The organism is Ruegeria sp. AB9, from assembly GCF_056542585.1.
Genome location: NZ_JBQGAA010000002.1, coordinates 142018 through 165804, shown reverse-complemented (window position 1 = coordinate 165804; position 23787 = coordinate 142018). Strand labels below are relative to the sequence as shown.

General features: G+C 55.3%; 25 protein-coding genes. 15 read left to right on the top strand and 10 right to left on the bottom strand.

Annotated elements, in window-relative coordinates; genetic code table 11:
• Window positions 1–41 precede the first annotated feature (41 nt).
• On the top strand, window positions 42–1412 hold the full coding sequence (locus ACR0K5_RS06650; RefSeq protein ID WP_480628926.1) for a class II 3-deoxy-7-phosphoheptulonate synthase: 1371 nt from the start codon (window positions 42–44) through the stop codon (window positions 1410–1412).
• A 71-nt stretch (window positions 1413–1483) separates the two neighbouring features.
• On the opposite strand, the gene ACR0K5_RS06645 is transcribed toward ACR0K5_RS06650, so the two are convergent.
• Window positions 1484–2158, bottom strand: coding sequence for a PAS domain-containing protein (locus ACR0K5_RS06645; RefSeq protein WP_480628925.1), 675 nt, complete (start codon window positions 2156–2158; stop codon window positions 1484–1486).
• 245 nt (window positions 2159–2403) lie between these two features.
• Between ACR0K5_RS06645 and ACR0K5_RS06640 the strand changes: the two genes are divergently transcribed.
• The 10 genes from ACR0K5_RS06640 (at window position 2404) to phoB (ending at window position 11908) form a co-directional block, all read left to right on the top strand.
• A complete protein-coding gene (locus ACR0K5_RS06640) occupies window positions 2404–3294 on the top strand; it encodes a YicC/YloC family endoribonuclease (protein ID WP_480629356.1) in 891 nt (296 codons plus the stop codon).
• A 17-nt stretch (window positions 3295–3311) separates the two neighbouring features.
• Window positions 3312–3953, top strand: coding sequence for a guanylate kinase (gene gmk, locus ACR0K5_RS06635; RefSeq protein ID WP_480628924.1), 642 nt, complete (start codon window positions 3312–3314; stop codon window positions 3951–3953).
• On the top strand, window positions 3950–4474 hold the full coding sequence (locus ACR0K5_RS06630; protein WP_480628923.1) for a gamma carbonic anhydrase family protein: 525 nt from the start codon (window positions 3950–3952) through the stop codon (window positions 4472–4474). The genes gmk and ACR0K5_RS06630 overlap by 4 nt, the downstream gene beginning before the upstream one ends.
• Window positions 4475–4502: 28 nt before the next feature.
• Entirely contained in the window at window positions 4503–5549 is a 1047-nt protein-coding gene (locus ACR0K5_RS06625) for a sensor histidine kinase (RefSeq protein ID WP_480628922.1), read from the top strand.
• Between the two features lie 193 nt (window positions 5550–5742).
• Window positions 5743–6783 (top strand): substrate-binding domain-containing protein, encoded by a 1041-nt coding sequence (locus ACR0K5_RS06620; protein WP_480628921.1) that lies wholly within the window; start codon window positions 5743–5745, stop codon window positions 6781–6783.
• Window positions 6784–6877: 94 nt separating this feature from the next.
• A complete protein-coding gene (gene pstC, locus ACR0K5_RS06615) occupies window positions 6878–8350 on the top strand; it encodes a phosphate ABC transporter permease subunit PstC (RefSeq protein WP_480628920.1) in 1473 nt (490 codons plus the stop codon).
• Window positions 8347–9678, top strand: a complete 1332-nt coding sequence (gene pstA / locus ACR0K5_RS06610; RefSeq protein WP_480628919.1) for a phosphate ABC transporter permease PstA — start codon at window positions 8347–8349, stop codon at window positions 9676–9678. The genes pstC and pstA overlap by 4 nt, the downstream gene beginning before the upstream one ends.
• Before the next feature lie 12 nt (window positions 9679–9690).
• Window positions 9691–10488, top strand: a complete 798-nt coding sequence (pstB, locus tag ACR0K5_RS06605) for a phosphate ABC transporter ATP-binding protein PstB (protein WP_480628918.1) — start codon at window positions 9691–9693, stop codon at window positions 10486–10488.
• A gap of 16 nt (window positions 10489–10504) precedes the next feature.
• Window positions 10505–11206 carry a phosphate signaling complex protein PhoU gene (gene phoU, locus ACR0K5_RS06600; protein ID WP_480628917.1) on the top strand — a complete coding sequence of 234 codons (702 nt, stop codon included), beginning with the start codon at window positions 10505–10507 and terminating at the stop codon, window positions 11204–11206.
• A 12-nt stretch (window positions 11207–11218) separates the two neighbouring features.
• Complete coding sequence (gene phoB / locus ACR0K5_RS06595) at window positions 11219–11908, top strand: phosphate regulon transcriptional regulator PhoB (protein ID WP_480628916.1); 690 nt, start codon at window positions 11219–11221, stop codon at window positions 11906–11908.
• Window positions 11909–12064: 156 nt separating this feature from the next.
• On the opposite strand, the gene ACR0K5_RS06590 is transcribed toward phoB, so the two are convergent.
• Both ACR0K5_RS06590 and ACR0K5_RS06585 read right to left on the bottom strand, forming a co-directional pair.
• Window positions 12065–12934 (bottom strand): acyl-CoA thioesterase, encoded by an 870-nt coding sequence (locus ACR0K5_RS06590; RefSeq protein WP_480628915.1) that lies wholly within the window; start codon window positions 12932–12934, stop codon window positions 12065–12067.
• Window positions 12935–12985: 51 nt separating this feature from the next.
• Window positions 12986–14200 carry a serine hydrolase domain-containing protein gene (locus tag ACR0K5_RS06585; RefSeq protein ID WP_480628914.1) on the bottom strand — a complete coding sequence of 405 codons (1215 nt, stop codon included), beginning with the start codon at window positions 14198–14200 and terminating at the stop codon, window positions 12986–12988.
• A 215-nt stretch (window positions 14201–14415) separates the two neighbouring features.
• Between ACR0K5_RS06585 and ACR0K5_RS06580 the strand changes: the two genes are divergently transcribed.
• On the top strand, window positions 14416–15024 hold the full coding sequence (locus ACR0K5_RS06580; RefSeq protein ID WP_480628913.1) for a DsbA family protein: 609 nt from the start codon (window positions 14416–14418) through the stop codon (window positions 15022–15024).
• 133 nt (window positions 15025–15157) lie between these two features.
• On the opposite strand, the gene ACR0K5_RS06575 is transcribed toward ACR0K5_RS06580, so the two are convergent.
• Window positions 15158–15976: an SDR family oxidoreductase gene (locus ACR0K5_RS06575; RefSeq protein ID WP_480628912.1), complete on the bottom strand. Its 819-nt coding sequence runs from the start codon at window positions 15974–15976 to the stop codon at window positions 15158–15160.
• 500 nt (window positions 15977–16476) lie between these two features.
• Between ACR0K5_RS06575 and aroQ the strand changes: the two genes are divergently transcribed.
• Both aroQ and ACR0K5_RS06565 read left to right on the top strand, forming a co-directional pair.
• On the top strand, window positions 16477–16926 hold the full coding sequence (gene aroQ / locus ACR0K5_RS06570; protein WP_480628911.1) for a type II 3-dehydroquinate dehydratase: 450 nt from the start codon (window positions 16477–16479) through the stop codon (window positions 16924–16926).
• Complete coding sequence (locus tag ACR0K5_RS06565) at window positions 16923–17678, top strand: autoinducer binding domain-containing protein (RefSeq protein WP_480628910.1); 756 nt, start codon at window positions 16923–16925, stop codon at window positions 17676–17678. The genes aroQ and ACR0K5_RS06565 overlap by 4 nt, the downstream gene beginning before the upstream one ends.
• A 368-nt stretch (window positions 17679–18046) precedes the next feature.
• Here ACR0K5_RS06565 and tsf read toward each other — a convergent pair whose 3' ends face one another.
• The 5 genes from tsf to ACR0K5_RS06540 form a co-directional block, all read right to left on the bottom strand.
• Window positions 18047–18922, bottom strand: coding sequence for a translation elongation factor Ts (gene tsf, locus ACR0K5_RS06560; protein WP_480628909.1), 876 nt, complete (start codon window positions 18920–18922; stop codon window positions 18047–18049).
• A gap of 76 nt (window positions 18923–18998) precedes the next feature.
• Entirely contained in the window at window positions 18999–19802 is an 804-nt protein-coding gene (rpsB, locus tag ACR0K5_RS06555) for a 30S ribosomal protein S2 (RefSeq protein ID WP_480628908.1), read from the bottom strand.
• Between the two features lie 167 nt (window positions 19803–19969).
• Window positions 19970–20824: a lyso-ornithine lipid O-acyltransferase gene (olsA, locus tag ACR0K5_RS06550; protein ID WP_480628907.1), complete on the bottom strand. Its 855-nt coding sequence runs from the start codon at window positions 20822–20824 to the stop codon at window positions 19970–19972.
• Window positions 20811–21566, bottom strand: a complete 756-nt coding sequence (gene olsB, locus ACR0K5_RS06545) for an L-ornithine N(alpha)-acyltransferase (protein ID WP_480628906.1) — start codon at window positions 21564–21566, stop codon at window positions 20811–20813. Before olsB ends, olsA begins: the two co-directional genes overlap by 14 nt.
• A gap of 108 nt (window positions 21567–21674) precedes the next feature.
• A complete protein-coding gene (locus ACR0K5_RS06540) occupies window positions 21675–21857 on the bottom strand; it encodes a DUF3553 domain-containing protein (protein ID WP_480628905.1) in 183 nt (60 codons plus the stop codon).
• A 42-nt stretch (window positions 21858–21899) separates the two neighbouring features.
• On the opposite strand from ACR0K5_RS06540, the gene ACR0K5_RS06535 reads away from it, so the two are divergent.
• Entirely contained in the window at window positions 21900–22496 is a 597-nt protein-coding gene (locus tag ACR0K5_RS06535; protein WP_480628904.1) for a histidine phosphotransferase family protein, read from the top strand.
• Here ACR0K5_RS06535 and ACR0K5_RS06530 read toward each other — a convergent pair.
• The gene (locus ACR0K5_RS06530) at window positions 22493–23755 is read right to left on the bottom strand and encodes a glutamate-5-semialdehyde dehydrogenase (RefSeq protein ID WP_480628903.1); all 1263 of its coding nucleotides are present in this window, start codon (window positions 23753–23755) and stop codon (window positions 22493–22495) included. The genes ACR0K5_RS06535 and ACR0K5_RS06530 overlap by 4 nt on opposite strands.
• Window positions 23756–23787: the final 32 nt, after the last annotated feature.

The window sequence follows — 23787 nt, the reverse complement described above, 5'->3', positions numbered from 1 at the left end:
TGTATAGAGACCTCCTGAAAACTTCAGCGGAGATCAAAGCTATGACCGAGTGGCAAAAATCGAACTGGCGCAACAAGCCCCGGGTTCAGATGCCAGAGTATACCGACGCGGCCGCGCTGGCCAAAGTCGAGGCTCAGCTTTCGCAGTATCCCCCGCTGGTCTTTGCCGGTGAGGCGCGGCGTCTCAAACAACATCTGGGTGCCGCCGGTCGCGGCGAGGCCTTCCTGCTGCAAGGCGGGGATTGCGCTGAAAGCTTTGAACAATTCAGCGCGGATGCGATCCGTGACACCTTTAAGGTGATGCTGCAGATGGCAATGGTTCTGACCTATGGTGCGAAAGTGCCAGTTGTCAAAGTCGGCCGCATGGCCGGTCAGTTCGCCAAACCGCGCAGTGCACCAACCGAGGTGGTGGATGGCGTGGAACTGCCCAGCTACCGCGGCGATATCATCAACGAACTGGCCTTCACACCCGAAGCCCGGATTCCGAATCCTCAGAAGATGTTGCAGGCCTACACGCAGGCGGCGGCCACTCTGAACCTGCTGCGCGCATTTTCGACAGGTGGTTTTGCGGATATGAGCCGTGTTCATGCTTGGACACTGGGTTTTGCGGATGAACAGGACGTTCAGAAGTATTCCGAGATTGCAGATCGTATTCAGGACACCATCGACTTCATGGAAGCGGCGGGAATCACGGCGGATACCACGCACGAGTTCTCGACCGTTGAGTTCTACACCAGCCACGAAGGGCTGTTGCTTGAATATGAAGAGGCGTTGACGCGTCTGGATTCGACCTCGGGCAACTGGCTGGCTGGTTCTGGTCACATGATCTGGATCGGTGACCGTACGCGTCAGCCCGATGGGGCGCACGTGGAGTTCTGCCGCGGAGTTCAAAACCCGATTGGTTTGAAATGTGGTCCGACAACGACTGCCGAAGACCTCAAGGTTCTGATGTCCAAGCTCAACCCGGACAACGAAGAGGGGCGTCTGACCCTGATCGCTCGTTTCGGCGCGGGCAAAGCAGGTGAGCATCTGCCGCGTCTGGTCAAAGCCGTGAAGGAAGAAGGGGCTAATGTCACCTGGGTCTGCGACCCAATGCACGGGAACACGATCAAATCGGCCACAGGGTACAAAACCCGCCCGTTTGATTCTGTTCTGCGCGAGGTGCGTGACTTCTTCGGCGTCCATCAGGCCGAGGGCACCATTCCTGGCGGTGTGCATTTCGAGATGACCGGTCTGGATGTAACGGAATGCACCGGTGGTGTACGCGCAGTTACCGAAGAAGACCTGTCAGATCGTTACCACACTGCCTGTGATCCGCGTTTGAACGCGTCGCAATCGCTGGAATTGGCTTTCCTGGTGGCGGAAGAACTGACCAATTTGCGTCGCAACGGTTCCAAACGCGCCGCGAGTTAAGCAGCGCTTTAGATAAATGAAAAACAGCGGGCCAAGGTCCGCTGTATTTCGTCTGGGATAATGGGTCAGTTTCAATCGTCGCGCGACACGACCAGATGCAGGTGCCCGATCGAACGTTTGAAGCCGCTTTGTTCCTCTGCAAAACCTTCGGCAGGCTGGCGCGCAGAGGGAGCGGGCGACTGAACCTCAGAAACCGGTTTGATCCGCGTATCCGAGATTGAAAACCGGCGGGGCGTTTTGCCGATTGCACCATCAGCGATCATGACTCCCAACACCCGGCTGACATCCCCCAGATCGCTTTTCAGCGGCAGAAGGATCATCCGGGCCTGCATCCGCCTGCGGCCCAATTCACCACCCGAAATCAATCCCAGTTCTGCGACAGCGGGGGCTGCAAATACCTGTTCCAATATATCCTTGGTTTGCGCTCTGGTATCCGGCTGAAAGAAAGCTGTAAGAGGCATACCCCGAACTTCCATACCCGCAAGTGCGTTCAGATGGCTGCCTGCCAGACGAAATCGGGCCAGGCCGGGCGCAATACGTTCAAGGATGAAAGTGTATTCAAGAACGTTCTCAAGACCGCGCGGGTCGATTTGAGAGCGCATTGGTACGCTGTCACCGCTTAGCAATGCGGTCCAATACGCCTCGGCCTGGCGGATCGGCGAAAGGCTGCGCCCACTGTCAAAGCGATCCATTGCGACGATCTTTCCAAATTCTGACCCGGAACCTGTCCCGAAAAAGGTTTTCATTTTCATCACCCTAACGTCAATTGGCCGCCTTTTTCATAAAATGCGACACAATGGAAGCACTTGCGGCCCGCAAGCCATTGCTAGGGGCAGTTTGACTCGGGTTAATTCAATTTTGGAGTAATTCTTTAATGAATGGTTAACTTCCGCCAAACAATTGCGTCTTCAGCAAACTCTTGCTCTGCACCTGCCAATGGCATTAGGTGCGGCACATGCTTGAAACAGCAGTGGCACAGGAAAGGGCAGTGATGATCAGATCCATGACCGGGTTTGCCTCGGGGAAGGGAACACACGGCCCGCACAGCTGGTCGTGGGAGCTGCGCAGCGTAAACGGCAAGGGGCTGGACATGCGGCTGCGCGTGCCCGACTGGCTGACGGGCCTCGAAGTCGCGCTGCGGGCAGCTTTGTCCAAATCCCTGAGCCGTGGAAACGTGACCCTGTCGATGCGCCTGAACCGCGAGGACGCGACCCCGGAACTGGCCCTTAACGAAACCGCGATGGCTGCCGCGTTGACCGCTCTTGAGCAAACACAGGCGCTGGCCGCTGTCCGTGGCATCACTCTTGCGCCGTCGCGGGCATCAGACCTTCTGGCCCTCAAAGGGATGATGGACGCAGGAGCCGAGGCTGACGATCCAGCCCCGCTGGTTGCGCATCTGACGTTCGAATTCGATGAACTCTTGGCGGCCTTCATAGATATGCGCCGGACCGAGGGCGAAGCTTTGGCTACGGTTCTGAACACGCAACTGGATCAGGTCGCGGTCCTGACGATGAAAGCCGCGGAGATCGCGGAACAACGCAAAGACAAAGTCGCTGAAGCATTGCGTGAGAATTTGGCACGTGTTCTTGAAAATGCACAGGGCGCAGACCCTGATCGCGTTGCCCAGGAACTGGCCCTGATCGCGGTCAAGGCCGACATTACCGAAGAAATCGACCGCCTGACCGCTCATGTCGGCGCCGCACGTGAACTGCTGGCGCAGGATGGGGCCGTAGGCCGTAAGCTGGATTTCCTGATGCAGGAGTTCAACCGCGAAGCCAACACACTGTGCTCCAAGGCCCAAAGCTCGGAGCTGACGTCAGTGGGGCTGGAACTGAAGGCCTTGATCGATCAGATGCGCGAGCAAGTGCAAAACGTAGAATAAGAATGGGAACGACTGACATGGCGGACCGCCGAGGCCTACTTATCATCCTGTCTTCTCCGTCCGGAGCGGGCAAATCAACTCTGGCCAAACGGCTGATGGCCTGGGACACGGAACTGGAATTCTCGATCTCGGCGACAACCCGTGCCCCGCGCCCAGGGGAAGAGCATGGGCGCGAATACTTCTTCTTGTCCGAGGACGAATTCAAACAGCAGGTCGCTGATGGCCAGATGCTGGAACATGCCCATGTGTTCGGCAATTTCTATGGCTCACCCGCTGAGCCTGTTCGCAACTCGATCAACACTGGCAAGGATGTGCTGTTCGACGTCGACTGGCAGGGCGAAGTTCAGATCAGAAACTCGGATCTGGGCAAACACGCGTTGTCGATCTTTATTCTGCCCCCGTCCATCCCCGAGCTACGCCGTCGTCTGGAAGCTCGCGGACAGGACAGTGATGACGTTATCGCCAGACGGATGCTCAAAAGCTGGGATGAGATCAGCCACTGGGGCTACTACGACTATGTCCTGATCAACGACGATCTTGGGGCAACCGAGGAAAAGCTGAAGACGATCGTCAGTGCTGAACGGATGCGCCGCATTCAGCAACCCACGCTGCAACAACATGTACGCAAGCTGCAGAATGAGTTCGAGGGACTGTCATGAGCATTTACACTTTGGGCGAGCACGCACCGCAAATTCACGAGGACACATGGGTCGCGGCGGATGCCAATGTGATCGGCCAGGTTGTACTGGAGCAGGGGGCTTCGGTGTGGTTTGGCTGTACGATACGCGCGGATCACGAAGAAATCCGCGTCGGCGAAGGCAGTAACGTTCAGGAAAACTGCGTGATGCATATCGATGCCGGGTTTCCTTTGACGATTGGTCGGAACTGCACCATCGGGCACAAAGTCATGCTGCATGGCTGCACTATTGGTGAAAACACTCTGATTGGAATGGGTGCAATCGTTCTGAACGGTGCCAAGATCGGTCGGAATTGTCTGATCGGGGCAGGGGCTTTGATCACAGAGGGCAAGGAAATCCCCGATAACTCCCTTGTCATGGGATCACCGGGTAAGGTTGTGCGCCAGTTGGACGAGGCAGCGGCGCAGCGGATCACTCTGAGCGCGCTGCATTATCAGGAAAACATGCGCAAGTTTCGTAAAACCTTAAAATCTGTTCCGTAAAGCGAGCGGGTTGATTGGGTTTTGAAGCATGACCGCAGACATTCTTGAAGAACTTGTCCTGGCGATTCCTATGCCAACGCTGATGGTGGATCAGACGGAACGGATCATCGCTGCCAACACAGATGCAAAGACTCTTCTGGGCCAGAACATTGTTGGACGCCATTTTGCGACCATCCTGCGACAGCCGCAGGTTCTGGATGCGATTGAACAAAGCTTGATGAGCAAAAGCGCAAAAAAAACACGTCATCTGTCCAATGACGGCGCGCAGGACACAACGTTCGAAGTAGAATGCAGATATATGAACGGTGTCGGCGCCGTGTCCGGAGGGGCCGTTATGGCCACGTTTCAGGATATCACCCATTTGGAACAAGCCAGCCAGATGCGACGGGATTTCGTGGCCAATGTCAGCCATGAATTGCGCACGCCGCTGACGGCATTAATGGGTTTTATTGAAACCTTGCGCGGCCCGGCACGTGATGATCCTGCCGCCCGAGATCGGTTTCTTCAGATCATGACAGATGAAGCCAACCGGATGAACCGTCTGGTCGGAGATCTGTTGTCGTTGAACCGGGTCGAAAGCGAAGAACGCGTTCGACCCAAGGAGCGGCTGGAGCTTACCGGTCTGCTGCAATCGACAATGAACTCTCTGCGCCCCCTCGCAGAAGACGCTGGCGTGGTTCTGTCGCTGGACGTGAAGGACGGCCCGCTTTCAATCACTGGTGACGGCGATCAATTGCGGCAGGTTTTTACAAATCTCATCGAGAACGGGATCAAGTATGGTGCCAGCGGCGGCTGTGTCGTTGTACGCGTCGTATCCTCGGACAGGGATACAGCAATGCGAGGACCGTCTGTCAGAATCCAGTTCATAGACAAAGGACCTGGCATAGATGTTGTTCACTTGCCCCGGCTGACAGAGCGATTCTATCGTGCGGACAGTCACAGGTCGCGCCAATTGGGTGGAACAGGATTGGGTCTTGCGATCGTCAAGCATATCGTCAATCGCCACCGAGGAAGACTGCGTGTCGAAAGCGAGCTGGGAAAAGGTTCTGTTTTTACGGTCATTTTACCACGGTAGACGTTAAAGCACGCAAATCTGTTCTCGTCCCAACTTTCTTGGCCGTTGGGATTGCGGCGGCTACATCGCGAAAAAATCTTACGTTGTCATAAAAGCGTTACACGCTTGTCACAAAAGGCTTACGCACGCCCCATAGGGGTGCCCACAGGATCATCATGGGGGTGATCAAGCATACTTTTTCAGGGAGACTGAAATGTCCTTTGTAAAACTGTCGGCATCTGCGCTGGCTATCGCCGCCGTCTCGGCGACCACTGCTGCAGCTCGTGACAACGTTCAGGTTGCCGGTTCGTCGACCGTTCTGCCTTATGCCTCGATCGTAGCCGAACTGTTCGGTGAAAATACAGACTTCCCAACCCCGGTTGTTGAATCGGGCGGTTCGTCAGCTGGTCTGAAGCGTTTCTGCGAAGGCGTTGGCGAAAACACTATCGACGTTGCGAACGCGTCGCGCGCGATCCGTGAAAAAGAAATCAAAGCCTGTGCCGAAAACGGCGTGACCGACATCATGGAAGTCCGCATCGGCTATGACGGCATCGTTTTTGCAAGCCAGCAAACCGGTCCTGCCTTCACCGCGTTCGAACCTTCCGACATCTTCAACGCTCTGGGTGCGAAAGTTCTGAAAGACGGCGAAGTTGTTGATAACCCTTACAACACCTGGGCCGAGTTCAACTCGGAACTGCCTGATGTTGAAATTGCTGGCTTCATCCCGGGAACCAAGCACGGCACCCGTGAAGTGTTCGAAGAAAAAGTTCTGCTGATCGGTTGTGAAGAAACCGGCGCCATGGAAGCCATGATCGCCGGAGGCATGAGCGAAGACGACGCAGAAGACGCATGTCTGGCTGTTCGGACCGATGGCAAGTCGGTCGACATTGACGGTGATTATACCGAGACCCTGGCGCGTATCGATACCAACCCTAACGGCATCGGCATTTTCGGTCTGGCGTTCTATGAGAACAACACTGACAAGCTGAAAGTGGCCACCATGTCGGATGTCGCACCATCGACTGAAACCATCTCGACCGGCGAATATCCGGTTTCGCGCCCGCTGTTCTTCTACGTGAAGAAAGCACATATCGGCGTGATCCCGGGCCTGAAGGAATACGCTCAGTTCTTCACTCATGACGAAATCGCAGGCGCTTCGGGACCGCTAGCCAACTATGGCCTGGTTGCCGATCCCGAGTTGGCAAAAACTCAGGACGCCATCGCCAACGAAGTCACCATGGGTTCGGGCAGCTAAGCCTGACACTGGTCAAATGCATATGGGGGCGACGGATCAGTCGCCCCTTCATTGTCTCTTTTCCTATCCGCAATCGAGAGCAAACGGGGGTTTCATGCCGATATTCTGGCTCATTCTGATCGTTTCGGCGGTCGCAGCAGTCGGCTATGTACTTGGACGTGCACGCGCCCTGAAAAGCGCAGGTGGTGACAGTCGGAACCTGCATTCGCTGCCATCATTTTATGGTGCGAACGTTACGCTGAAGACACTTGTCCCTGCCTTTGGTCTCTTGATTGTCTGGCTGTTGGCTCAGCCCTTCTTTGTCAATTCGCATGTGTCCGGCAAGATACCGGAAACTGTGATCAACGAAGGCTCTTCCCGCAGTCTGGTCATGGCCGAAATACGCCGCACGGCCGCCGGGCTGGACAACGCGGTTGCCCAAGGCAACCTGACCGAGAACGTTGCCAGTGATGCGCAAGCAGACGTCACCGAGATAACCCAGCATTTGAAAGACGCAGGGCAGGTGGTGACGTCCGACATAACTCAGCCGGTTCTTCAAGCGGCTCAGAGTTATCGGGCCATGAGTTCGACCGGGTATGCGATCATGTCCGTCGCCGTTATGGCGGTCGCCCTGATCGGAGCCGCAATAGGCTGGTTTCAAACCAACGCCGATTACCGCGCACGCAACGTTGTTGAACAGGGGGTCCGAATTCTTCTTCTGGCTGCCGCGTCGATTGCCATCCTGACAACGGTAGGCATTGTGCTGTCTCTGGTGTTCAACACCTGGGAATTCTTCAAGCTTTATCCGGCATCAGACTTCTTCTTTGGCATGACATGGGCGCCCAGCTTCTCGGGTCGCGGTGGTTTGTCCGAACTAGGCATCATACCGCTGTTGTGGGGTACGCTTTACATTTCGATCGTAGCGCTGCTGGTAGCCGTGCCGATCGGTTTGTTTGCGGCGATCTATCTAAGCGAATACGCCTCACCCCGTTTGCGGTCCGTTGCCAAACCGTTGCTTGAGGTATTGGCCGGGATTCCAACCATTGTTTACGGTCTCTTCGCGCTGTTGACCGTTGGCCCGCTGTTGTTGGACGTTTTTGGTGACAGTGGCCTGGGATGGATGAAAGCAGGTACCGCCGTGATGACTGCGGGTCTGGTGATGGGGATCATGCTGATCCCGTTTGTGTCCTCACTTTCCGATGACATTATCAACGCTGTCCCGCAGGCGATGCGTGACGGCTCCTATGGCCTTGGCGCCACGCAGTCAGAAACCATCCGTCAGGTTGTTCTGCCCGCCGCGTTGCCCGGCATCGTGGGTGCGATCCTGCTGGCCGCATCACGTGCCATCGGTGAAACCATGATCGTGGTTCTCGGGGCAGGGGCCGCGGCCCGCCTCAGCCTGAACCCGTTCGAAGCCATGACAACCGTGACCGCCAAGATTGTTAGTCAGTTGACCGGCGATGCCGACTTTGCCTCGCCCGAGGCTCTGGTCGCCTTCGCGCTTGGTATGACACTTTTCATTCTCACCTTGGGGCTCAACGTGTTTGCCCTCTACATCGTGCGTAAGTACCGGGAGCAGTACGAATGACCGACGCAAGTATGCATAGCCCCAAAACCGGTCGTCACGCGGTTTCACTCACGGCTACGGATGAACGCACGAAAAAGCGTGCCAGAGCCGAGAAACGTTTCCGCGCTTATGGTATCGCAGCAATTGTAACCGGGCTGTTCTTTCTGGTCGTATTGTTCACTTCGATCCTGTCGCAGGGTATACCTGCCTTCCAACGCGCAGTCGTCAGCGTCGATTTCACACTGACAGAACCGCAGCGGGACGAGGCCGAAGGGGCGCTGTTCAAGACCAAGGTTTACTCCAACTTGTTTATCGCTCAGTTGAATACGGAACTGGACGAACGCGGAATCAATGTTGATTTTGATGAGGCCGCGATAGAGCGTCTTCTGGGTAAAGTTGGCGGGACAATCCGGACCTTCTACGCCGAAAACCCTGAAAAGCTGGGCGACCCGATCAAATTCGATCTTGCCGCGTCGAGCCGGGTGGACGGGTATTTCAAAGGGCGCGTGTCCCGTGACACCATGCAAGACAGCCGGTTTCTGCAGAAAAGCGATCTGGATCTGGTCGATGCACTGGAAGACGCCGGCATCATCAAACAGGCGTTTAACTGGCCATTCATCACCGGTGCCGACGCAGGCGTGGATAACCCGGGCGGTGCGGGCATCGGAGCCTCGGTTGTGGGCTCGTTCTTCATGATGCTGGTGGTGCTGTGTCTGTCGTTGCCAATTGGCGTGGCTGCCTCGATCTACCTTGAAGAGTTCGCACCTCAGAACAAGTTTACCGATCTGATTGAGGTGAACATCTCGAACCTAGCGGCGGTTCCGTCGATCGTCTTCGGCATTCTGGGGCTGGCCGTGTTCATCCAGTTCATGCATCTGCCACAATCGGCACCGCTGGTCGGTGGTCTGGTTCTGACCCTGATGACGCTTCCGACAATCATCATCTCGACCCGAGCCTCGCTGAAGGCGGTTCCACCGTCGATCCGCGACGCGGCGTTGGGGGTAGGGGCCTCGAAAATGCAGGCCGTGTTCCACCACGTGCTGCCGTTGGCCGCGCCCGGCATCCTGACCGGGACCATCATCGGTCTCGCCCAGGCTTTGGGTGAAACTGCCCCGCTGCTGTTGATCGGCATGGTTGGCTTTGTTGCACGGGGATACCCCGAAGGATTCATCGCGGGTTTTACCGAGCCAAACTCGGCCATGCCTGCGCAGATCTACACATGGGCCGCACGCGCTGATGTGGGCTTCTACGAGAAAGCGTGGGGTGGGATCATCATCCTTTTGATGTTCCTGCTGACCATGAATATCATCGCAATCATCTTGCGCCGCCGCTTTGAACGCCGCTGGTAACTGGGGGCAACAATGAACGACATGACACGAGTGGAGAGAGCTGTGGACTCCAAAGACATCAAAATCAACGCCAAGAAGGTTCAGGTCTTCTATGGTGATACCCATGCCATCAAAGATGTGGATGTCGAGATCGAAGATAAAACAGTAACGGCCTTTATCGGCCCGTCGGGCTGCGGTAAGTCTACCTTTCTCCGCTGCCTGAACCGGATGAACGACACCATCGATATTTGCCGAGTGAAAGGCGATATCCTGCTGGACGGCGAAGACATCTATGACAAACGCGTAGACCCCGTGCAGCTGCGCGCCAAGGTAGGCATGGTGTTCCAGAAACCCAACCCGTTCCCCAAGTCGATCTATGACAATGTGGCCTACGGCCCGCGCATTCACGGCCTTGCCAAGAACAAGGCGGAACTGGATGAAATCGTTGAAAAATCCCTACGCCGTGGTGCGATCTGGGATGAGGTCAAAGATCGTCTGGATGCACCGGGAACAGGCCTGTCCGGCGGTCAGCAGCAACGCCTGTGCATCGCCCGTGCCGTTGCGACGGAACCTGAGGTTCTTCTTATGGACGAGCCGTGCTCGGCCCTTGACCCGATTGCGACCGCACAGGTCGAAGAACTGATCGACGAATTGCGTTCGCGGTATTCGGTGGTGATCGTCACCCACTCGATGCAGCAGGCGGCGCGTGTCAGCCAGAAGACGGCCTTTTTCCACTTGGGCAATCTGGTTGAATTCGGCGAAACCGGACAGATTTTTACGAATCCGGTCGATCCGCGCACGGAAAGCTACATTACCGGCCGCATCGGCTAAGCACAGGTATCTGAAAATGAGCGAACAACATATTGCATCTGCTTTCGACCGCGACCTCGAAGCGATCCAGGCGCATATCATGAAGATGGGCGGTCTGGTCGAAGCCGCCATCATGAGCGCGGCGCGCTCGCTTGAAAGCCGAGATGAGGAACTGGCGCAAGAGGTGCGCAAGGGCGACAAAGCCATCGATGCGCTTGAAGAGCTGATTAACGAAGAAACGGCCAGATTGATCGCTCTGCGCGCGCCAACGGCCGGTGATCTGCGTCTGATCCTGTCGGTTTTGAAAGTATCCGGTAATCTTGAGCGCATTGGCGATTACGCGAAGAATATCGCGAAACGAACCACAGTTCTGGTCAATGCGAGCGAGATCACTGGAAGCGCCGCAGCCCTGCGCCGTATGGCGCGTGAGGTCGAGCGTATGCTGCGTGATGCGCTTGATGCCTATATTCAGCGTGACGCAGAACTGGCCACTGACGTCATCAACCGCGATGAGGAGGTCGATCAGATGTACAACGGCCTGTTCCGCGAATTTCTGACTTTCATGGCCGAGGATCCGCGCAATATTTCGGCCTGCATGCATCTGCATTTCATCGCCAAGAACATTGAACGTATGGGCGATCATGTAACCTCGATTGCTGAACAGGTTGTGTATCTGGTCACCGGAGACCGCCCGACTGAAGCTCGGCCCAAGGCCGACAATACATCGCAAACCGTGTAGGAGACGAGTGAGATGTCCGCAGATCAACCTACGGTGCTGGTGGTCGAGGATGAACTGGCCCAGCGCGAAGTTCTTGCCTATAACCTTGAAGCTGAAGGTTTTCGGGTTTCCAAGGCCGCCAGCGGTGATGAGGCGATGCTGTTGGTGGACGAAGATTGTCCGGACATCATTGTCCTGGACTGGATGATGCCCAATCTGAGCGGCATCGAGGTCTGCCGTCGCCTGAAAAGCCGCCCGGATACACGATCAATCCCGATTATCATGCTGTCGGCCCGATCCGAGGAGGTGGACAAGGTTCGCGGTCTAGAAACCGGGGCGGATGATTACGTGGTCAAACCATATTCAGTGGTCGAATTGATGGCTCGTGTTCGCACACAGCTTCGCCGTGTTCGTCCTGCGACCGTAGGTTTGCGCCTTGAGTTCGATGACATCATTCTGGATTCCGAAACCCACAAGGTCAGCCGCGACAGCAAGCCATTGAAACTTGGTCCGACCGAATTCAGGCTCCTCAGCACCTTTATGGAAAAACCGGGCAGGGTCTGGAGCCGCGAGCAATTGTTGGACCGAGTATGGGGGCGCGACATTTACGTCGATACCCGAACCGTCGATGTTCACATCGGACGGCTGCGCAAAGCTTTGACGCAATATGGTGGTAATGACCCGGTGCGAACAGTCCGTGGCGCTGGATACGCGTTAGGTTAACTGCATCACTAGAGCACACGCTGAGTTAACTCTTGGATATCCAACAAGAGGTGAACGTTGGCGTGTCTTTTTTGTTTGCATATCCCGTATTCGCATAATTGGTATTATGGTAAGTAAGTGACGATCACAAGTAAAGCTGATGCTTACACCATTTTGTTAGCGCTTATTCTGGACTCTGCGCATCAAGCCTTCCTGTGCGACCGAAGCGACCAACGTTCCATCCTCAGAATAGATAGACCCACGATTGAAGTTACGTCCCCGTCCGGCCCATGGTGAATCCATTACATAGAGATGCCAATTTTGAAATTTTACAGGTGCATGAAACCACAGCGCATGATCCAGGCTGGCTCCGCTGAACTCTCCGGTAAACCAGCTTAGCCCGTGTGGTCGTAAACCGGATGACATAAGGTTCATATCAGACGCATAAGCCAACAGAAGATGTTGCGTTTTTGTGTCAGCTGATGCGGCGGCCGCCATCCGAAACCAAGTTTGATTACGGTCGTCAGAAACTTCGGGGTTGAACGGATCCAGATGATCCATTTCCCGAACTTCGATCGGGCGTTCACGCAGCAATTCACCGCGAAACCCTTCAGGCACGCGATCAATATGCGCTTTTCGAAGTTCGGAGCGCGATGGATACGTCTCGGGCGATTTCACGGTTGGCATCGGGTGCTGGTGGTCCCAACCTTCATCCTCAACATGAAATGATGCCGACATATTCAGGATCTGTTTGCCATTCTGAATAGCAACGACACGGCGGGTTGTGAACGAACCTCCATCTCGCGCTCTATCGACTTGATAAATAACGGGTTTATCAGGATCTCCGGGTCGAATGAAGTAAGCGTGCAGGGAATGGCAAAGCCGGTCTTCTACGGTCCTGTACGCCGCGGCCAAGGCCTGAGCAATAACCTGCCCTCCGAATATCCGCGTTGGTGTTTCGCCGCCGGAGCCTGTGCCACGAAAAAGATCGACCTCAAGCCGTTCGATATCCAGAAGATTCAGTAAGATGCGTTCCGCTTCGGTCATTTTCTGCTCACAGCAATATTTTTCAGGACCCGGGTATCAGCCTCGTTGAAATCATTCAATCATGGCGGCGTGCACAAGAGCTTTGAGTTCTGCTCGGGACGGATAAGAACTGGACGGTGACAGCTGTGTGAAAAACACAGCTGTCAGATCATTCTTCCAGTCGATCCAGAAGTAAGTCGAAGCCATGCCACCCCAACTGAAGTCACCGACCGACCCAGGCACCCGCACCCGACCCGGATTCAAAACGATGGAACCGGCAAGACCAAATCCCATGCCTTCCATCGGTTGTTCGGCAAAGCTTTTTGGACCCATCGACGCGATATCACCTGGCAAGTGATTTCGCATCATGAAGTCCACTGTTTTAGGGCCAAGCAATTGATGCCCGTTTCCGACCCCGCGATTACGCAGCATGTCGACGAATTTGGCATAGTCATCGATTGTGGAAACCAACCCACCGCCACCTGAAAAGGTTGTTGCGTTCTCGAATGGCGAGCTTTCGTAGGTATCGATCAACCGTAGCGTATCGCTTCCTTGGTCAGCCGAGTTCAACGCCATCGCGTCACCGGCCAGCGGCGTGTAAAGGGACGCAAACCGGTCCCCTGCCCCAGCTGGCACCGAAAATCCGGTGTCGTGCATACCCAAAGGCGTCAGTATTTCCTGCTGCAAGAACTGATCCAAAGTCTGTCCCGAGACGACCTCAATGACGCGTCCAATCACGTCGATGCCGACGGAATACTCCCACCGTGTTCCGGGTTGGAAAGCCAAAGGCAATTCTGCCAGTTCACGTACACAATCTTCCAGAAGCCCTTGATCAGGTTTGAAAATAAGCTGCTTTTCATCCATCATTTCCGGTAGAATTCCGGGGTTGAACGGATAACTGAGACCACTGGTGTGGGTCAGTAACTGATGTAGAGTTGGCGTTGCCGCATTCTCGGTTTGATCCAGCTTTATTGCGCCGGATATCAAGGCCTGCATCTGCTTGAACTCAGGCAGAAAATCGGACAGAGGCGCGTCGAGGTGAAAAAGCCCGCGTTCGGCTAGTATCATCAAGGCAACTGACGTGACGGGTTTGGTCATCGAATAAATGCGCGCCAGCGTGTCGCGTTGGAACGGCAGACCTTTTTCAAGGTTTCGCAGACCGCTGGTGTGGAAAAAGACCTCATCCCCATTGTGCTTCAGCAAAAAGGACGATCCTGCATACTTTCGTTGCTCAATATAGCGGTCCATCCAGATGCGAAGCCGGCTCAGCCGCGTTTGATCGAACATGTCTTGTTTTCGAAGCATTGGGTGAATTCCATTAGGTTTTGACTGAGATAGTGTGTGCTTGAGGCCTGAAATAACAGCAAAAACTGGACTGCATGGATGGTTTCATACACAGAGTTGAGAGGCACGCATTGTCTCTAAATGTTAGAGTGAAACCAATACAGATTCTCTTGTAAATTGTTGAGTAGGACCACGCGAGACCGATCTGGAGGAATATCATGATGCAAAGCATAGATTTCGTTTACGATTTTTGTAGTCCAAACGCGTTTCTGGCCCATAAAATGCTGCCCGATCTGGCTGCGCGGCATAATGTTAATTTTAATTATGTACCCGTCCTTCTGCCCGTGGTGTTCAAGGCGACGCATAATCAAAGCCCGTTTCAGGCCTTCTCCGAGAACCGCCAAAAAACCTCCTATCTTACCCATGACCTGCATCGGTTCGCGCGACGTCGCGGGCTGAATTTTCATATGAGTCCGCATTTTCCGATAAATACAAAATTTGCAATGCGCGGCGGGCGTTTTGCTAGCGGAAGATCGTGGGAGACCAAATACATAAACGCAGTCTTTGATGCGATCTGGGTGCATGGGCAAAAGGCGGATGAAATGGCTGTTCTCATCGACATCCTGCAGGAAAATGAACTGCCGGTTCGTAAACTGCGCGAGGCTATGACGAGCCCCGAAATCAAACAGGACTTGAAGGATCAAACCAAAGCGTTTGTGCGTCGGGGCGTTTTCGGTGTGCCCAGCCTGTTTGCCGGTACGGAAATGTTCTTTGGCAAGAACAGCTTGCCGAACCTGGAGATTGAACTGTCGCGAAACAAGGAATGAAATTAAACTAATACGTTGTGATAGGGAAAGAATGAAAATCGAAATAGCCTCTGTCCACCCATGGCTATGGGTTTTTGGGTTTGCGGGCGAAAATCCTGGGACGAGTTAGAAAGACTATTCAACGCCCTGCCCTTTAAAGGGCATCCGCAAAGATATTGCCAGATGTTACTACGTTGATACCACCCGAGACCGGGATCACCGCGCCGGTTACATAGCTGCCGCCGCGCCCACATAGGAACAGCACACACCCCGCGATGTCGTCCTCACACCCGACGCGCCCAAGAGGTACTGATTTGCCTACCTTATCTCGCGTGTCTTCGTCCGCCGTTGCAAAGGCCGTCATCCGCGATACAAATGGTCCCGGAGCAAGCGCGTTGACCGTCACATGATAAGGCGACAATTCCTTGGCCATGATTTTGGTCAGATGCAGAACCGCAGCCTTTGATGCCGAATAGCTATAGGCCCCATCCCCCATGGGCACCTCTCCCATCACGGACCCTACGTTTACGACCCTCGCCGGATCATCTGCAGTACCGGATTCCATCAACATGGGCAGAAGCCGCTGGGTCAGTTCGAATACACCGGCCACGTTGACCGACATTACCTTGTCCCATGCGCCATACGGAAATTGCCCCAGGGGCGCCCCCCAAGTCGTACCGGAGTTATTCATAAGGATATCAAGGTTTTCCGTGCATTCATGAATGTCCGAAACCAGTTTGGCGATACCTGCCTCACTGCCGATGTCTCCGGCAAAACCTTCGGCACTGCCCGGCGCGTCCAGCGCATTCAGCTCTGCGGCCGCAGCAGAACATGCGCCCCCGTTCCGAGAGGCAATCAAGACACGTGCGCCGGCCCGGACCAATGCCTCAGCTGCCATGCGTCCAATACCTGTTGCGCCGCCGGTGACCAATGCAGTTTTGCCGGGTAACGAAAAAAGGGAATCCGGGGTCATTGCCGTGCTCCTCAGTTAAATCTGGTTGCGTCCACATTCTGATCCGGACCGAAGTCCTCTGGTCGTGCCGGTAGCCAGCCGTTCGCTGCGCCGACAAGAAATCGGGTTGTACCAAAAGCTGTTCACGACAATTTACAGTCGCATCAGAGACGGTATTCAAGCATTACCCGGCGTCGAATTGCGCGGCCCAGAATTTCTGGACATACCCTCATTGGCTGACGTGAAGCCGGTCATAGGGCAACTGGTAATCAGTTTCCGCACTGAATCCAAACCGAGAAAAAGCCCAGCTAACATTTGAACGCACCCACGATGCGCTCGCGCAAATTGTGCAACGCACTGTTCGCCGGAAACTCGGTGTTGGCCTGAAGGACGTTTGAGCTTTGTTTTTTCGCCATCACGAGGTCTGTTTTCTGTGCAACTGACTGTATTCAATCCCGCAATGTCAGGTAGACAACCCGGCCTTTTCGCGTCTATGAACCAACTATGGGGATTGTGAAAACATGCATAACGTTTTGGTATTGAATGGCCCAAACCTCAATCTGCTTGGCACACGGCAGCCCGAGGTTTACGGCAGCACAACACTGCATATGATTGAAGACCGTTGCGTTGAGCACGGTGCATCCATAGGGCTGGATGTAACGCATTTGCAGTCCAATCATGAAGGTGTGTTGCTTGACGCGATTCACGCGGCCCGCGGTGTACAAAACGGTTTGATACTGAACGCAGGGGCGTTCACGCACACATCGATTGCACTTATGGATGCCATTGCGTCGGTAGAACTGCCGGTTGTCGAAGTGCATCTTTCCAACATTCATGCCCGAGAAACCTTTCGGCACAGGTCCTACATAGCCCCTGTCGCCCTTGGTCAGATCTGTGGCTTCGGTGCCCAAAGCTATATTCTCGCGCTGGACGCGCTCGCGGCTCATCTGAAAGCGGGCGGCTCGGCATGAAACTCAAGGAATATCTGCGGTTTGTCAGCTATGCAAAGACTTTGGAAGACCTGTGGGACGCCCATTGTCGCCAAATGGCAGAGTATGGGTTTACGCGCCTGATCTATGGGTACACGCAGTTCCGAACTGCGACGTCGCTGGGCGATCCCGAAGATTTTGTCATTCTGACGAACCACAACCGGGCCTATGTAGATGGCTTCCTAAAGGATGGGCTGTATTTTCACGCTCCTATGCTGAAATGGGCGTTGGACAATGAAGGTGCCGCCAGCTGGAAAATGCTGCAGGACATGAACTCGGGCGGAACGATGACCGCCAAGGAACGCGAAGTTTTTGAGTTCAATAAATCCATGGGTGTGGTCACGGGCTATACCGTCAGCTTCAACTCAGTGTCCATGCGCTCTAAAGGAGCGATTTCTCTGGCGGCCGCTGATGGATTAAGCCAGGAAGATGTGGATGCAGTCTGGAAGGAACACGGCGACGACATTCTTCTTATGAACAATGTCGCACACCTTAAAATCCTCACACTGCCTTTTCTTCCGCCGAACCGGGCACTGACCAAACGACAGCGCGAAGCTTTGCAGTGGGTTGGCGATGGGAAAACCACGCAGGATATTGCGCTGTTGATGGGACTGACATCAGCGACGGTAGAAAAACACCTGCGACTCGCGCGTGAGGCTCTTTCGGTTGAAACAACGGCGCAGGCGGTTCTCAAGGCTTCACTGCACAATCAGATGTTCATAATGGAAGCGTAACCGCAATATTTTGACGCTATCTCGCGTCAGTTTACCCTAGGTAAGGAAATCACTACTTTTCAAATCTAACCTAAAAGTTGCAAAGTGAGAGTGTTCCGTGAGTGGTGGCTTTAGCCAGGGAACATTCGATTGGATCTTTGCAATAACAAAGCTCTCCGATCACTCTGACAAGGGGGCGCCTATTTGTCCGCGTACCGGTGTCGGAAATTTGGGGGGCCTCGACCATCCCCATCATGCGGGGCCCTCCAATCCTTCTCTACACAGTTGAACTGCTCGATTTGCCGATGGCAAAAGAAAAAGGGTCACGCGATGCATAACCCTTTGAACTCGTTTGGAAAGGCTCCTGTCGGAGCCTTCCTATGTCTTTTTTAGCCCTGAGCGGCCTTGGCAACTTCTGCTGCGAAGTCTTCTTTTTCAACAACGATGCCTTCGCCAACTTCCAGACGGACAAAGCCGGTGATGGTTGCGCCTGCTTCCTTGGCCGCTGCTTCGACAGTCAGGTCAGGGTTCACAACAAACGACTGGTTCAGCAGAGTCGATTCGGCGACGAATTTCTTCATGCGACCAACGATCATCTTTTCGATCACCTGTTCCGGCTTGCCGGATTCGCGGGCGATGTCCATCTGAACCTGCTTTTCTTTCTCGACAACCGCGGGGTCCATGTCGGCTTCGGACAGAGCGGCCGGGTTCACAGCTGCGATGTGCATCGCCACCTGCTTACCAATGGCTTCATCGCCGCCCGACAGAGCAACCAGAACGCCGATTTTGCCCATGCCGTTGGTGGCTGCGTTGTGGACGTAAGACACAACGGTGTCGCCCGACAGTTTGGCCATGCGGCGCACCGACATGTTCTCGCCGATAGTGGCAATCTTGTCAGTCAGAGTGTCGGCAACGTTCTTGCCGCCCAGATCAGCTGCCAGCAGTGCTTCGACGTTGTCTACGCCTTCAGCCGCGTAAGCGATCTTGCCAACCATTTCCTGGAATTCCGCGTTTTTCGCAACGAAGTCGGTTTCCGAGTTCACTTCAACAGCAACACCGTTGCCACCGTTGACGTGGACTGCAACCAGACCTTCTGCTGCGGTACGGCCCGATTTCTTGGCCGCTTTGGCCAGACCCTTGGTACGCAGCCAGTCAACGGCTTCGTCCATATTGCCGCCGGTTTCGGTCAGCGCTTTTTTCGCGTCCATCATGCCTGCGCCGGTCGAGTCGCGCAGTTCTTTAACCATTGCTGCTGTGATTGCCATCTTTTGGCTCTCCTCAATTCAAACGGAATTGGGGCAGGTCTACCCTGCCCCATATGTCATTTACGTGACGGGCAGCTTACGCTTCGGCTTTAACTTCCGGCGCGGCTTCTTCAGCTGCGGGTGCTTCTTCCGCAACGACTTCTTCAACCGGAGCTTCTTCGAATGCGCCCAGGTCAACACCGGCTGCACCCATCTGAGCGGTCATGCCGTCCAGTGCGGCACGAGCGGCCAGGTCGCAGTACAAAGAGATCGCGCGGGCTGCGTCGTCGTTGCCGGGAATGATGTAGTCAACGCCGTCGGGCGAGCAGTTGGTGTCGACAACGGCCACAACCGGAATACCCAGTTTGTTGGCTTCGGCGATAGCCAGTGCTTCTTTTTTGACGTCGATAACGAACAGCAGATCAGGAACGCCGCCCATCTCGCGGATACCGCCCAGCGATGCCTGCAGTTTGCCCTGGTCACGTTCCATGCCCAGACGCTCTTTCTTGGTCAGGCCTTCGGCACCCGATTCCATTGCTTCGTCGATCTGGTTCAGGCGGTTGATCGACTGGGAAACGGTTTTCCAGTTGGTCAGGGTGCCGCCCAGCCAGCGGTGGTTCATGTAGTACTGAGCCGACTTTTCAGCAGCTTCTGCGATCGGGCCAGCGGCTTGACGCTTGGTACCAACGAACAGAACGCGGCCACCTTTAGCGACGGTGTCACGAACGGCCTGCAGAGCCTGGTCCAGCATCGGAACGGTCTGGGTCAGGTCCATGATGTGGATGCCATTGCGCGAGCCGTAGATGAACGGGCCCATGCGGGGATTCCAACGCTGTGTCTGGTGACCAAAGTGCACGCCAGCTTCCAGCAGCTGACGCATGGAGAACTCGGGAAGAGCCATGCTGTGTTTTCCTTTTCCGGTTTACGCCTCGGCGGGGGTGAAAGAAGCGGATGCTCCAACCGGCGGGCCAGATAGGGATGTCTCCCCTACAAAGCCCAAACCCCACCTGCGGGTTTGAATGGCGCGCGTATACGGCAGGATTAGATGTTGTGCAAGGGCCAATGCCCTTATTTTTCAAGCCGCGCCAATGCATGAGCGTGGCGCACCGCTTCCTCGCAATGGGCTGCCAGTACCTTGCGGTTGGCAAAGTCACTGACCCGGGCCGGTGAATGATAGATCAGTTCGACGGTTCCTTGTCTGCGCGCGCCCAATGTCTTGATCAGGTGCGGCGCGAAATCCATCTCGCCCCACCAGCCATAAAAGCGGTCGGGCTGACCTTTTGGCGCATGAAACACCACCGAGACCGGCTGAACATACATAAAATCACGCAGTTCATCCGTGAAGAATGCGGCAAAGAGCGTTGTTTTGAATGGCAAAACACGCAATCCGTCGGTCGAAGTGCCTTCCGGGAAAAACAACAGCTTATGCCCGGCTTTCAGACGTTCTTCGAAGATTTCTGTCTGCTCGCGTGCCTTTTTGCGATCCCGCTCGATGAATACGGTTCCAGTTGCCCGTGCCAGCCATCCAATGCCCGGCCATTTCGCAACTTCGGCCTTGGACACGAAATAGACCCGCTTGCGGGAGTTCAGGGCAAAGATATCGAGCCAGGACGTATGGTTGGCGACAACCGCGCCGCGCTCCCGCATCAACTCTCCCGAGCTGCAAAAGCCAATTCCCAGGATTCGAAAGGCATTGCGGCATACGAACTGACTGATAAACGGTGTCACGGGGCGGCGAACGCCACAAAGCGGCAATTCGATCAATCGAACAGTTAAAAGAACAATCAACCCGCCAAACACCAGAACTGCCAATGGCAGGCCGCGTAGGATCACAAGCGCCCAGCCGATGAACCCCAGCTCTATCGGATCAGGCGCATCCTCACTATTCCAAAGCGGATCGTTCACCGGATCAAGCTCCGCCATAGATACGTTTCTGCCGCTCGTTCATACGGGTCGTGTCCAGGATCAGGCACACATCGGTGGTATTGAAGGCGTGATCCAGGAACGCCCCCTCGCCCACGAAACCGCCGAGCCTCAGATAGGCCTTGATCAGTGCCGGCACCTGCACCATGGCGCTGCGACGGTCCAGATCGTCTGGAGCGACGAGATCCATGCTCTGAAACACGCTGGGTTGAGCCCGTACTCGCAGTTCCGGTGGCGCCAGATGGTTGTGATGCAGCATGGACAATGGTTGAGCCAGTTCCTGCACATCTGTGCCGTGGAAACTGGCGACACCGAACAGAACTTCGATCTCACGTTCGGCCACATATTTGGCGAGTCCGTTCCACAGATGATACATCGCTGTCCCGCCCCGGTAGTCCGGATGCAGGCACGACCGACCTAGCTCCAACAGCTTGCGGCCACTTTGCTTGAGAACAGTCAGATCGTATTCGTCTTCGGAGTAAAACTGCCCCAATGTTGCAGCACGATCACCTGGTAACAGCCTGTAAACGCCCACAACTTTGCCGGACGCATCATCATAGGCCAGCATGTGATCGAAATATGGGTCAAACTGGTCTCGTTCCAGCTCGGCCGCATGGTCGACCAGTTCACCCCCGCCGCCGAGTTCGCGCACGAAAACGTCGTAGCGCAACCTTTGAGCCGCGTGCAGTTCGTCTTCGGTTTCAGCCAGTTTGATCGTGAATGAGGGGCCAGCGTCCGGCATGTCAGGCTTATCGGTCCTATGTTGTCAACGCGGCTGATACCTCAGTTCTTCATGAGAAGGCAACAAGCGGACATCTGGCCATTTCTGTTAACTCTTCTTAAACCAGTTTCACGGATCAAAGACCGGCATCAGGGCGATGCGCGTTCCGTCGATTACCACTTTCCCCTGCTCGCGAAAGTTCACGGTGATCTTGCCTGCGATGTTGGACTGGACCTGTCCGACACCCCATTCGGGATAATCCGGGTGGCGGACAAACATGCCCGGTGCAAGAATGGCATTCATGTCTGTCATGCGAGGCTCCGGGTCTTGCGGCAGATACAGAAGGAGGTACGCATGGGCGCTTCAGACGTCAACCTGGCAGAGTTGATCGGTTCCCGGATCTGTCATGACCTGATCAGCCCGATCGGGGCGATTACCAACGGGCTGGAACTGTTGGACATGGTTGGCGCCGTTCAGGGCCCCGAGATGGAGCTGATCTCGGGGAGCGTCGGCAGCGCAGGCGCGCGTATTCGGTTTTTCCGTGTGGCGTTTGGTTCAGCCGGTGAGCAACCGCTGGGACGGGCCGAAGTGACGGAATTACTCACCGACATCCAACGCGCGGGTCGCGTGCGGGTTAACTGGAACCTGACCGAACCTGTACCACGCAATCAGGTCAAGATGGCCTTTCTGGCGCTCATGTGCTGCGAAAGCGCCATGCCGTTGGGCGGAGTTGTCGAGATAGCAAGCCAGAGTGATGCATGGGCCGTTACCGGCTCAGCGGACAAGCTGAACATAGACGGCGATCTGTGGAAACACGTTGCCACCGGTCGGTTCCCCGGAAAGATAACGCCCGCACAGGTTCAATTTGCGTTACTGCCCGAAACTGCGAATGCAATGGGGCGGCGGGTTGCGGTCGAAACTTCGGCAACCCGCGTTTCGCTACGGTTCTAGGCCCGTGTCGTTCCGTTGCCGCGCACCAGGTATTTGAAACTGGTCAATTGGGCCGCTCCAACCGGGCCGCGCGCGTGCATCTTACCCGTAGCAATGCCGATCTCGGCCCCCATACCGAACTCACCGCCGTCCGCGAATTGGGTTGATGCGTTATGCATCAGAATCGCGCTATCGAGACGCTCAAAGAAACGGTCGGCGGCGGTTTCATCTTCTGTCATGATGCAATCGGTGTGGTTGGACCCGTATTGCCGGATATGCGCTATGGCCGCGTCGATATCGGCGACAGGTTTGGCCGCGATCACACTGTCGAGAAATTCTTTCCCCCAATCTTCCGCAGTAGCGTCAATCGTGCCGTCGCCACCAAGGACTCCTTCTGCATGAACTTCTACGCCTGCTCCCACGAGCGCCGCTATCACATCGCATCCCCACGTTTCAGCGATGTCCTGATGTATCAGCAAGCACTCAGCTGCGCCGCAGATCCCGGTACGGCGCGTCTTGGCGTTCAGCACGACATCCAGCGTTTTCTGCGGATCGGCGGCTTTGTCGATATAAATGTGTACGATGCCTTCAAGATGAGCAAAGACCGGCACACGGGCCTCGCGTTGCACAAGACCCACCAAACCCTTGCCGCCACGCGGAACGATCACGTCGACGTAGTCGGTTAACGTCAGCAACTCCTGTACGGCTGCGCGGTCACGCGTGGGGACCAATTGAATGGCATCTTCGGGCAGCTTCGCTGCCTTCAGCCCTTCAACCAGACAAGCGTGGATTGCGGTCGAGGAGTGAAAACTCTCGGATCCGCCACGAAGGATGACAGCATTGCCGGATTTCAGACACAGAGCGCCCGCGTCAGCCGTTACATTGGGTCGGCTTTCATAGATCACGCCGATCACACCCAGCGGAGTACGTACACGCTGAATCCTCAGCCCAGTGGGTCGTTCCCATTCCGACAGGATCTCACCCACAGGATCGGCCTGATCAGCCACAGTACGCAGACCATCGACCATACCCTGAATACGGGCCTCATCCAGCATCAGGCGATCCATCATCGCCGGGCTCAATCCTTTTTCGCGGCCAAACTCCAGATCTTTCTGGTTGGCTTCGATGATCTGCGCACGATTGGCCCAAACCGCATCGGCTGCCGCGATCAGGGCGGCATGCTTGCGTTCGGCGCTTGCAAAAGCAAGTTCGCGGGATGCTTCCTTGGCACGTTTCCCAAGATCGGCCATCAGAGCGGGAATGCTGTCGAAATCTTTCATATCGCGTGCCTTTCAGGTCGTCTTTTTCAGTG

Excerpts from the sequence above, each read along its gene's own strand:
- ACR0K5_RS06650 (WP_480628926.1), top strand. The coding sequence starts at position 42 with ATGACCGAGTGGCAAAAATCGAACTGGCGCAACAAGCCCCGGGTTCAG.
- ACR0K5_RS06645 (WP_480628925.1), bottom strand. The coding sequence starts at position 2,158 with ATGAAAACCTTTTTCGGGACAGGTTCCGGGTCAGAATTTGGAAAGATC.
- ACR0K5_RS06640 (WP_480629356.1), top strand. The coding sequence starts at position 2,404 with ATGATCAGATCCATGACCGGGTTTGCCTCGGGGAAGGGAACACACGGC.
- gmk (WP_480628924.1), top strand. The coding sequence starts at position 3,312 with ATGGCGGACCGCCGAGGCCTACTTATCATCCTGTCTTCTCCGTCCGGA.
- ACR0K5_RS06630 (WP_480628923.1), top strand. The coding sequence starts at position 3,950 with ATGAGCATTTACACTTTGGGCGAGCACGCACCGCAAATTCACGAGGAC.
- ACR0K5_RS06625 (WP_480628922.1), top strand. The coding sequence starts at position 4,503 with ATGACCGCAGACATTCTTGAAGAACTTGTCCTGGCGATTCCTATGCCA.
- ACR0K5_RS06620 (WP_480628921.1), top strand. The coding sequence starts at position 5,743 with ATGTCCTTTGTAAAACTGTCGGCATCTGCGCTGGCTATCGCCGCCGTC.
- pstC (WP_480628920.1), top strand. The coding sequence starts at position 6,878 with ATGCCGATATTCTGGCTCATTCTGATCGTTTCGGCGGTCGCAGCAGTC.
- pstA (WP_480628919.1), top strand. The coding sequence starts at position 8,347 with ATGACCGACGCAAGTATGCATAGCCCCAAAACCGGTCGTCACGCGGTT.
- pstB (WP_480628918.1), top strand. The coding sequence starts at position 9,691 with ATGAACGACATGACACGAGTGGAGAGAGCTGTGGACTCCAAAGACATC.
- phoU (WP_480628917.1), top strand. The coding sequence starts at position 10,505 with ATGAGCGAACAACATATTGCATCTGCTTTCGACCGCGACCTCGAAGCG.
- phoB (WP_480628916.1), top strand. The coding sequence starts at position 11,219 with ATGTCCGCAGATCAACCTACGGTGCTGGTGGTCGAGGATGAACTGGCC.
- ACR0K5_RS06590 (WP_480628915.1), bottom strand. The coding sequence starts at position 12,934 with ATGACCGAAGCGGAACGCATCTTACTGAATCTTCTGGATATCGAACGG.
- ACR0K5_RS06585 (WP_480628914.1), bottom strand. The coding sequence starts at position 14,200 with ATGTTCGATCAAACGCGGCTGAGCCGGCTTCGCATCTGGATGGACCGC.
- ACR0K5_RS06580 (WP_480628913.1), top strand. The coding sequence starts at position 14,416 with ATGATGCAAAGCATAGATTTCGTTTACGATTTTTGTAGTCCAAACGCG.
- ACR0K5_RS06575 (WP_480628912.1), bottom strand. The coding sequence starts at position 15,976 with ATGACCCCGGATTCCCTTTTTTCGTTACCCGGCAAAACTGCATTGGTC.
- aroQ (WP_480628911.1), top strand. The coding sequence starts at position 16,477 with ATGCATAACGTTTTGGTATTGAATGGCCCAAACCTCAATCTGCTTGGC.
- ACR0K5_RS06565 (WP_480628910.1), top strand. The coding sequence starts at position 16,923 with ATGAAACTCAAGGAATATCTGCGGTTTGTCAGCTATGCAAAGACTTTG.
- tsf (WP_480628909.1), bottom strand. The coding sequence starts at position 18,922 with ATGGCAATCACAGCAGCAATGGTTAAAGAACTGCGCGACTCGACCGGC.
- rpsB (WP_480628908.1), bottom strand. The coding sequence starts at position 19,802 with ATGGCTCTTCCCGAGTTCTCCATGCGTCAGCTGCTGGAAGCTGGCGTG.
- olsA (WP_480628907.1), bottom strand. The coding sequence starts at position 20,824 with ATGGCGGAGCTTGATCCGGTGAACGATCCGCTTTGGAATAGTGAGGAT.
- olsB (WP_480628906.1), bottom strand. The coding sequence starts at position 21,566 with ATGCCGGACGCTGGCCCCTCATTCACGATCAAACTGGCTGAAACCGAA.
- ACR0K5_RS06540 (WP_480628905.1), bottom strand. The coding sequence starts at position 21,857 with ATGACAGACATGAATGCCATTCTTGCACCGGGCATGTTTGTCCGCCAC.
- ACR0K5_RS06535 (WP_480628904.1), top strand. The coding sequence starts at position 21,900 with ATGGGCGCTTCAGACGTCAACCTGGCAGAGTTGATCGGTTCCCGGATC.
- ACR0K5_RS06530 (WP_480628903.1), bottom strand. The coding sequence starts at position 23,755 with ATGAAAGATTTCGACAGCATTCCCGCTCTGATGGCCGATCTTGGGAAA.